Raw genomic sequence first — 7,407 nt, 5'->3', positions numbered from 1 at the left:
ACATTTTATAGCTGGTCTAGTTATGCCCTTTCGCACCTGTATCATCAACAAGCTTCTTTGCGAGGCTTATAAAATCCTTTGTTACAGTATCCCTAGGATTCCTAATTACTATAGGAATACCCTGGTTCAGGGATGAAATTACATCCTTATAGTCAGCTGCGAGAGTTGAAAATATACTCATGCCAAGTGTAGTTTCAACATCCTTTGGTTTGATCTCGCCTCTGTTGTCATGTCTATTCAGGATTACCCTTATCTTTGCCTTGGGGTAATTCAAATCATTCAATGTTATTAGTGCAGCCTTTACATTCCTTACAGTTGAAACCTCAGGAGTGGTAACTACCAGCAGTTTGTCTGCTATTGCCAAAGCTGGATTGACAGGTTCATGGAACCTTGCTGGCATATCAACTACCACGTAATCAAACGCACTCTGAAGCGTCCTGAGTATAATGTCTATATGCTCAGAATTTATGAACTCACTTAGCTGAGGCTGAGCATTTGCAGGCAGAACCTTTATCCCTGAGTCATGAGGAATCAGATAGCTTTCAATTAAGTCGGCATCAATATTCCTTATGTCATCGACTATATCAGATAACGTGAACTTCGGCAGGATATTCAATGCTAGTGCAGCATTTCCAAAATCCAGGTCCAAGTCAACAAGCACAACCCTCTTGCCAGTATTCTTAGCCAAAGCTACAGCAAGATTTATGGAAACGAAGGTCTTTCCTACTCCACCTTTTGTGCTGAATACAGTGACTACCTGTCCAAGAGTAGACTTCCTTCTGGCTTTAGTACTGCTTTCCTTATGGATCAGTACCTTTTTCTTCGTAAGCTGGTTTACCCTGTAAATGGTGTCTACCAGTTTTGAAGGTGTAAATGGCTTAATAAGGACATCCTTTGCACCAGCGAATATCGCCTTGTGCATGGTCTCTTCCTTAAGGTCATTTTCCATCATTATGATTGCTACTTCCGGATACTCTGTCGATAATTTTTCAGCTACCCTATATCCGTCATCACCTACATTTGCTCCTAGAAGTACTACATCAATACTGTTGTCTTCAATGAAATCCAGAGCTTCATCCTCAGAGTCAGACTCTCCAACAAGGATAATGTACTCCACATTACTAAGTATTTCAGAAATTGTGTTTCTCTCTTCTTGTGTATTTTCGAGCACCAGCACTTTTATCCTATCCATGTTCATCACCTTTCTCTCCATGTATTGAAATTCGCTGAATCAAATTGCTGCAATTCTACCTTGTTCGTATCTACAGGATTGCGTAGCGAGAAATGGAACGATCCATTATAGTTAGCATATGCAAGCACTTCCGCCTGTGCAGGAGTAACCAAAACCGTAAGAGACGTTGCCATGCCTGTCTGCTGATCTTCAGCTGTAGCTGCATATGGACCCTTCTCCAGAACTTCTATGTTCTGGAGCTGTGTGTATACAATTTTTGTAGGATTCAGGGTCTCATCATCATAAGCAACCAGTATGTCAATCCTGTCACCAACTTCAATGTACCCTGCCACTCCGGATATTTCTCCCATAGGTACCGTTATGGCTCTCATGTTTTCTGGTATTCTGTAAGCGAGGGGTGAAGAAACACCCTCAATTATTACCCTGCCCTTAATAACCTGCTCACCATTTATTATCTCTGCTTTGGAAGTTCCACCAACAGCCTCATTCACCGAAGTAAACGCATCAGGATGGACAGCTTCTACCGGAATCGACTTCACCGCAAGCATTTCAGGCGTAATCTTTACATGTGCTGGTATTGTACTCACAGCAACAACGACATTCTGCATCTGGGTTTCAGTTGCAGGATTTTTATCAAGACCTCTGATGTATAAATATAGCACCGATACAGTTAGTAATCCAAGCACTACAGCAAGTACCAAGACCCTTTTCTTAATCTTCATTCCTGACAACTCCCTTCAAAGCTCATTACTCTACCAAGAAATATCTCCTTGTACTCATACTATCATATATTGTACCGACATAGTTATTATTAAGGATATCTGATTTGGATATTGTCTTGCCTGTAAAATATCCAACAATGAATTTCGCTGCAGTTTTAGGTATATTGGGATTATATACGGACCTATCAGCACCTATCCCATTAACAGCAGAATAGTCTACAGTAAGCACACCAGATGAATTGCCGCTTCCTTCAAAGGCTGATGCCAATCCAGGAGCAATGGGGCTGTCGAAGTAATCAACAATTACAAATTCAGCATATTCCAGAATAGTAACAGGATCGTTCGGTTTGACCTCAACAACAGATTTTGAAACTACAGGTATGAATACCGTCATGTAAGCCTTTCTTTCATTGGGGTCTGCCGAAAAGGCCCTGGCCTTTTGGAACCAGGTTTCGAGCGTAGGACCAAAATCCTTGAATCCCGCCTCAGAATCAGCTATTCCAGAACCTAATCTGCTTATAATCGCCTGAGAAAGCTGAACTTCTCTATTGAGAAGTGACTGAAGTTCATTAGTTCCTCCACCACCGCCATCAAGGTCCAGTAGCTGAGACGAATAGTGCAGAATTGTATCGTCAATGTTCAGAGCCTTTTCATGCAATATGACACCCTTGTTTATTGCATATCCTTCTACAACAAACAGAGGCATGATTCCAGGATTCAGATACTTGTCAGATCTGGCTACAGCCCTTGCTCTAACTGGAGAGCTGTTGATTCCGAAAATCTTCGCAAAAAAAAGTTCTGTGACATGTGTCGTCTTTACCTCTACATACGGAAAACCATACTCATTGTTTGAGCTTGCATCGGCATGTATATACAAAATACTATCAAGATCACTGTCATCAGCGCCATTTTCAATTGCTGCCTTTTTTGCCGCGTCAACAGAAAGCGCTTCAATCTGAGCCTTTGATTTTGTACCATCTCTGCTTTGAAGGACCATTTCACGGGCGCCTGACAGTGCACCAGCGTCTGCAGCAGTTACCATCTGTCTTCTTTGATTGTAAAGTACACCTCCGTCGACAACTATTGCCGAAAGGCCTACTGCGACAAAAAGTATGAATACTGCAACAATTGGCAGCACAGATCCGCTTTCATCTAATATGCGTTTTCTTATGTTCATCATCTCACACCCTTTTCATTATGGTGAGTAAAACTCAACACGCATGCTTGCCTTTGATGACATGGTCAACGTATTGTCCGAATTTATAACAGCATTGAAGAAACCCATGAACGGCCTTGAGAAGAACCCAGTTATTCCACGCACATTACCAGTAACAGTAACTTCTGCCATTTTTATTCCAGACACGTCCTTAAGGGTACTTAACGCCGGTGATCCGGAAACCTGCTGTACTGTAGTCGGAGATAACGTATTAGCTACAGCATTTGTAACTCTCGTCTGGACATCAGTCTTATCACCATGAATAGCATAAACCCTTGCCCCTTCGCGAGCTGCACTTGTTATTGTTATTTTTGCGTTCAAAAACCATCCGAACTCGACTATTCCCAAAAGAATAATAATAAGTATAGGCAAAATCAGAGCAAATTCTACAGCCGATTGTCCTCGTTCATTCTTTAACAGATTACGAAAGCCTTTCATTTTATCACCTGCCTTCATTTGAATGGTGCGTATCCAAAATGATTGCCTGCAAGCACAATAATTGTACCAACAGCAATCGCAACTCCATAAGGTATATACGTCTTCTCCCCATAAGCTTTTGACACATTCAATGACTTATACTTCCTAAATACACCTTCATTATGTGTTGCTAAATATATGAAATAAAGAATCCATTTGATAAAATGAACTCCCATATTCTTAATCATGCCAACAAACTTCCCTGTATAAATAGTATAGCCTATTACAATTATACCACCAGCAATAGCGGTTAATAAAGCAGAATATACAGTCAATTTCCAACCAAGCAACGACCCAACTGCAGCCATAAGCTTCACATCGCCGGCGCCCATTCCACCCAAAACAAAAGGGATAAAAAAAACAGCCAGTCCTACCAGGAATCCACTTATGCTAAATAGAATCCCATTAAACCCGCTGAATATTCCTGCGGTAACAATGCCCCACAGTATAACCGGTATGGTTAATTTATTGGGGATCCTTCTCTCGAATATATCATACTTAACAGAAAGAATTATCAATATAATTAGAATCAAATTATTTAAACTGAGTATCATTTCTTCTCCGTACCTATTTCCCAATTTCCATTATTTTTTCGAACTATTCGAATAAAGAGCTATCACTTCATCTCCCAAAAAAACTAATGAAGTTATTAAAGCAATCGCTACAAACAGATAAATTAAGCTCGTTTCAACTAATGTTTGACCTGAATCATCAGTTACTAAACTAATTACAATTTTTTTCACTACTATCACCGCTTTAATATAAAATTACCCCCTTAAAAAAGGGGGGGTAATTTCATGATCATTAATTATGTTTAGCCTGCAGATGGTGGTGGTGTACCCTTAAGTCCATTGGTTATGTTTGTGAATATAGTTCCTAACTGACCACCTAGAGCTATCAAAAGTCCAATTACCGCAATTGATACAAGCGCAATTATAAGTCCGTACTCCACCATTCCCTGGCCTTCCTCGTCATTCCAAAGCCTCTTGAAAAGTTCCATGTCTTTTTCTCCTTTACTTTAAAATATTTTAGACTGATAAAAGAACATTGAGGTTTTTCGACATAATATTCTGTTACCGTTATGTCTTTATTATAATTATGGTTTTAATAAGTGTCAACAGTAAAATCGTTCACAATTGCACAATGCCAATAGTTTTTAATGAATATTCTATTAACATAAAGTTCACATTGACTTTCAGTCAGTCAATTTAGAAGTTGATATGCCCCTCAGTTTTTTAAACTCTTTATAATTAAACTTAAAACTTTCAGCGTTCTTCATATATTAAATACATAAATGAGCTAACATATTGTATTTATTTCACAATTCACAGGTTAATTCCCACAAAATATTTAGTATCGGTTAGTAATTCAATATGATACCGCGTAGTTTCGATTATATTGATTCGTATATTAAAGTATTATGTCGAAAATAGCATATATCTCAGGTGCCATGAGCGTAACTTTACATATTTATGTTTATTTAACTTTCATATCAGTATGTTTCAAACCAAGTTTGCCTATATTTTCATGTGTTTTTTACCTGTACTAAATGATAGAAATTTCTGATTTTTACATGTAAAGTATAAGCTCCATAACTGCAAGAACTTACCGCAGCCACAGGATCTTGTTATAGTAATCACATTTAATTAACCATGGCTGGAAAGTCTATATTTCTAGCCATTCTTTTTTACTTTACAAATTGCAGCAGATCAGCTTTTTTAGGCAGTCGCTGTCATGCTCTTTCTAATTTTTTCCACCGCTTCTAGAACTCTCTCAAGCCCCTCTACCATAACATGTGTCGGACATGCGATGCTCATCCTCTCAAATCCGGCACCAGCTATTCCAAACACGTATCCTTCATCGAAGAACACTTCAGCTTCCATATGCATAAGTTTTTCAAGTTCATTCTTTTCTAATCCAAGTGCTCTGAAGTCCATCCACTGTAGGCATGTGCCTTCAAGGCCGTAAACCTTGACTTAAGGGAGATTCTTGGCAAAGAAACCCTTGAGAACTAAGTAGTTGTGATGTATGAGTCCAAGCAGATTTTCAAACCAGCCATCGCACTGGGTGTATGTTATTCACACGCCTTATAACCAAGTACCCCCAAGTGAGAAGAAGCCGTTACTTTCAACCTCAGCAAGGTACTTTTTCCTTATGTCTTCATTAGGTATTATGATGTTTGATGTGTACATTCCAGCTAGGTTGAACGTCTTGCTTGGCGCTGTACAAACTATCATGTTGTCTGCAGCTTCCTCTGAGATGCTTGCGAACACTGTATGCTTGAATCCAGGCATTACAAGGTCGAAATGAATCTCGTCTGAAATTATGAGGACATTGTTGTCAAGGCAGATCTTTGCTACCTTCTCAAGCTCTTCCTTAGTCCATACCCTTCCAACCGGGTTGTGTGGGCTGCAGAATAGAAGTATCTTGTTCTTCGGGTCCTTGCCTTAGCCTCAAGATCCTCGAAGTCTATTATGTAGCTATTCCCTGTGTTGATAAGTTCACTTTCTACAAAAGTCCTGTTGTTCTTCTTTATCGCGTTGAAGAACGGATATTATACGGGAGTCATTATTATGATTTCATCACCTGGATCTGAGAATGCCTTGATTGCTGAGAAGAATGCTCCGACTACACCGGTAGATCCGATTATTCATTAGGCTCGATCTTCCAGCCATGTCTCTTCTCCATACAGTCGCATACAACAGCGTTGTATTCCCTGGTTGGTACAGTATACCCGAGTATGGTTTCGCTTATGAACTGTTTCAGCCCCTCCACTATTTCAGGAGCATTCTTGAGCTCCATGTCCGCAACTGAGAATGGAATGGTGTTCTCAGAAACATTAGGGTTCCAGCCGAGCATCTGCTCGTATTTTGCTGATCCTGTGTTCCTTCTGATTAGCACTGTAGTAAAATCAATTTTCATTTGTTTGCTCCTTTGTTTGTATGTGAATTGCTTATTTTGCCTTACTTACATCCTCAAAAAACTGATCCTGGAAGTTACTCAGGCTTTTGAAGATAGCCTTTTTTCTGAAGTTTGCATATACCAGGATGTACCTTGCAAAAATGCGCATCCCCATTAATGCCCATATCCAGATTAGACTTGCCTTGAAGATGAATGCAGATTCAAGCACTCTCGGTATCCTTACAAGACAGATTCCCACCGTGATTATCACAAGAGGCATGTTGACATAGCCTGCAACCTCCAGTGTTCCGTTTTAGAATCCAGTCATGTTCTGGGGTATCTGGCTTATTCCCATTACAATAAGGTATGCGCTCCCTATGCCAATAAGCTCCTTGGAGTTTGTAAGTGCTCCCATTATAACTCCTGGAAACAGGGCCATGATAAACTCTGCAACCGATGAGAAAATCACCGTGTACTTCATGAGATGCATGTAGTACATGCTGTCAAGCTCCATGTCCATGGAGCCCACTGACTGCCCTATGTAGGCTGTGGCACATCCCGCAAACCCCGTGGCAGGCATGAAGGACACTGCCTCAGCCTGCATGTCAAGCTGATAGGCGGCATAGGCATTCTCACCGTAGGTTAGGACAGCCCTTGTCACAAAGATTGAGGACCCTACCCAGAATATTGTCTCAAAGCTGCAAGCGCATAGGACGATGTGTATGCTATGGCTGCCCCCTGTATCCCCATCGCAGGCAGACCGATGGCTCCGAATATAAGCACATAGCTAAGGATGATGTTAGCGGCATTAAGGACACCTACTATTATCATCGGGGTCTTTGCATCACCCATGCCCTGGAATACTCCGGAGACTATAACCTAAAATCCCGTCGAAATTT

Annotated in this window: 12 protein-coding genes; all 12 read right to left on the bottom strand. The window is 40.5% G+C overall.

Annotation, left to right across the window (positions count from 1 at the left end; translation table 11 throughout):
- Positions 1-16: 16 nt before the first annotated feature.
- On the bottom strand, positions 17-1,213 hold the full coding sequence (locus T472_RS06360) for a CpaE/TadZ family protein (protein ID WP_082447596.1): 1,197 nt from the start codon (positions 1,211-1,213) through the stop codon (positions 17-19).
- Positions 1,198-1,914, bottom strand: coding sequence for a Flp pilus assembly protein CpaB (gene cpaB, locus T472_RS06355; protein ID WP_023386356.1), 717 nt, complete (start codon positions 1,912-1,914; stop codon positions 1,198-1,200). The genes T472_RS06360 and cpaB overlap by 16 nt, the downstream gene beginning before the upstream one ends.
- 25 nt (positions 1,915-1,939) lie before the next feature.
- Positions 1,940-3,091 (bottom strand): pilus assembly protein TadG-related protein, encoded by a 1,152-nt coding sequence (locus T472_RS06350; protein WP_023386357.1) that lies wholly within the window; start codon positions 3,089-3,091, stop codon positions 1,940-1,942.
- 18 nt (positions 3,092-3,109) lie between these two features.
- A complete protein-coding gene (locus tag T472_RS06345; RefSeq protein WP_023386358.1) occupies positions 3,110-3,586 on the bottom strand; it encodes a TadE/TadG family type IV pilus assembly protein in 477 nt (158 codons plus the stop codon).
- The gene (locus T472_RS06340; RefSeq protein WP_023386359.1) at positions 3,583-4,185 is read right to left on the bottom strand and encodes an A24 family peptidase; all 603 of its coding nucleotides are present in this window, start codon (positions 4,183-4,185) and stop codon (positions 3,583-3,585) included. The genes T472_RS06345 and T472_RS06340 overlap by 4 nt, the downstream gene beginning before the upstream one ends.
- A gap of 236 nt (positions 4,186-4,421) precedes the next feature.
- Positions 4,422-4,607, bottom strand: coding sequence for a Flp family type IVb pilin (locus T472_RS06335; protein WP_023386360.1), 186 nt, complete (start codon positions 4,605-4,607; stop codon positions 4,422-4,424).
- Between the two features lie 718 nt (positions 4,608-5,325).
- Positions 5,326-5,544: a hypothetical protein gene (locus T472_RS20235; protein ID WP_023386361.1), complete on the bottom strand. Its 219-nt coding sequence runs from the start codon at positions 5,542-5,544 to the stop codon at positions 5,326-5,328.
- 150 nt (positions 5,545-5,694) lie between these two features.
- Entirely contained in the window at positions 5,695-6,033 is a 339-nt protein-coding gene (locus T472_RS20230; RefSeq protein ID WP_242864771.1) for an aminotransferase class I/II-fold pyridoxal phosphate-dependent enzyme, read from the bottom strand.
- Positions 6,034-6,253: 220 nt separating this feature from the next.
- Positions 6,254-6,529: a beta C-S lyase family protein gene (locus tag T472_RS20225; RefSeq protein ID WP_023386363.1), complete on the bottom strand. Its 276-nt coding sequence runs from the start codon at positions 6,527-6,529 to the stop codon at positions 6,254-6,256.
- Between the two features lie 31 nt (positions 6,530-6,560).
- Positions 6,561-6,788 (bottom strand): hypothetical protein, encoded by a 228-nt coding sequence (locus T472_RS19725; protein ID WP_023386364.1) that lies wholly within the window; start codon positions 6,786-6,788, stop codon positions 6,561-6,563.
- A gap of 33 nt (positions 6,789-6,821) precedes the next feature.
- On the bottom strand, positions 6,822-7,169 hold the full coding sequence (locus T472_RS06320; RefSeq protein ID WP_023386365.1) for an MATE family efflux transporter: 348 nt from the start codon (positions 7,167-7,169) through the stop codon (positions 6,822-6,824).
- A gap of 14 nt (positions 7,170-7,183) precedes the next feature.
- Entirely contained in the window at positions 7,184-7,360 is a 177-nt protein-coding gene (locus T472_RS19255) for a hypothetical protein (RefSeq protein ID WP_023386366.1), read from the bottom strand.
- Between the last annotated feature and the right edge of the window lie 47 nt (positions 7,361-7,407).

The organism is Youngiibacter fragilis 232.1 (genome assembly GCF_000495435.3).
Lineage (GTDB): Bacteria > Bacillota > Clostridia > Clostridiales > Clostridiaceae > Youngiibacter > Youngiibacter fragilis.
The sequence above is the reverse complement of the archived record's forward strand: the minus strand, read 5'-3'. Positions and strand labels throughout refer to the sequence as shown.

Excerpts from the sequence above, each read along its gene's own strand:
- T472_RS06360 (WP_082447596.1), bottom strand. The coding sequence starts at position 1,213 with ATGGAGAGAAAGGTGATGAACATGGATAGGATAAAAGTGCTGGTGCTC.
- T472_RS19255 (WP_023386366.1), bottom strand. The coding sequence starts at position 7,360 with ATGGGTGATGCAAAGACCCCGATGATAATAGTAGGTGTCCTTAATGCC.
- T472_RS20235 (WP_023386361.1), bottom strand. The coding sequence starts at position 5,544 with ATGGACTTCAGAGCACTTGGATTAGAAAAGAATGAACTTGAAAAACTT.
- T472_RS20225 (WP_023386363.1), bottom strand. The coding sequence starts at position 6,529 with ATGAAAATTGATTTTACTACAGTGCTAATCAGAAGGAACACAGGATCA.
- T472_RS06350 (WP_023386357.1), bottom strand. The coding sequence starts at position 3,091 with ATGAACATAAGAAAACGCATATTAGATGAAAGCGGATCTGTGCTGCCA.
- T472_RS06335 (WP_023386360.1), bottom strand. The coding sequence starts at position 4,607 with ATGGAACTTTTCAAGAGGCTTTGGAATGACGAGGAAGGCCAGGGAATG.
- T472_RS06345 (WP_023386358.1), bottom strand. The coding sequence starts at position 3,586 with ATGAAGGCAGGTGATAAAATGAAAGGCTTTCGTAATCTGTTAAAGAAT.
- cpaB (WP_023386356.1), bottom strand. The coding sequence starts at position 1,914 with ATGAAGATTAAGAAAAGGGTCTTGGTACTTGCTGTAGTGCTTGGATTA.
- T472_RS19725 (WP_023386364.1), bottom strand. The coding sequence starts at position 6,788 with ATGCCTCTTGTGATAATCACGGTGGGAATCTGTCTTGTAAGGATACCG.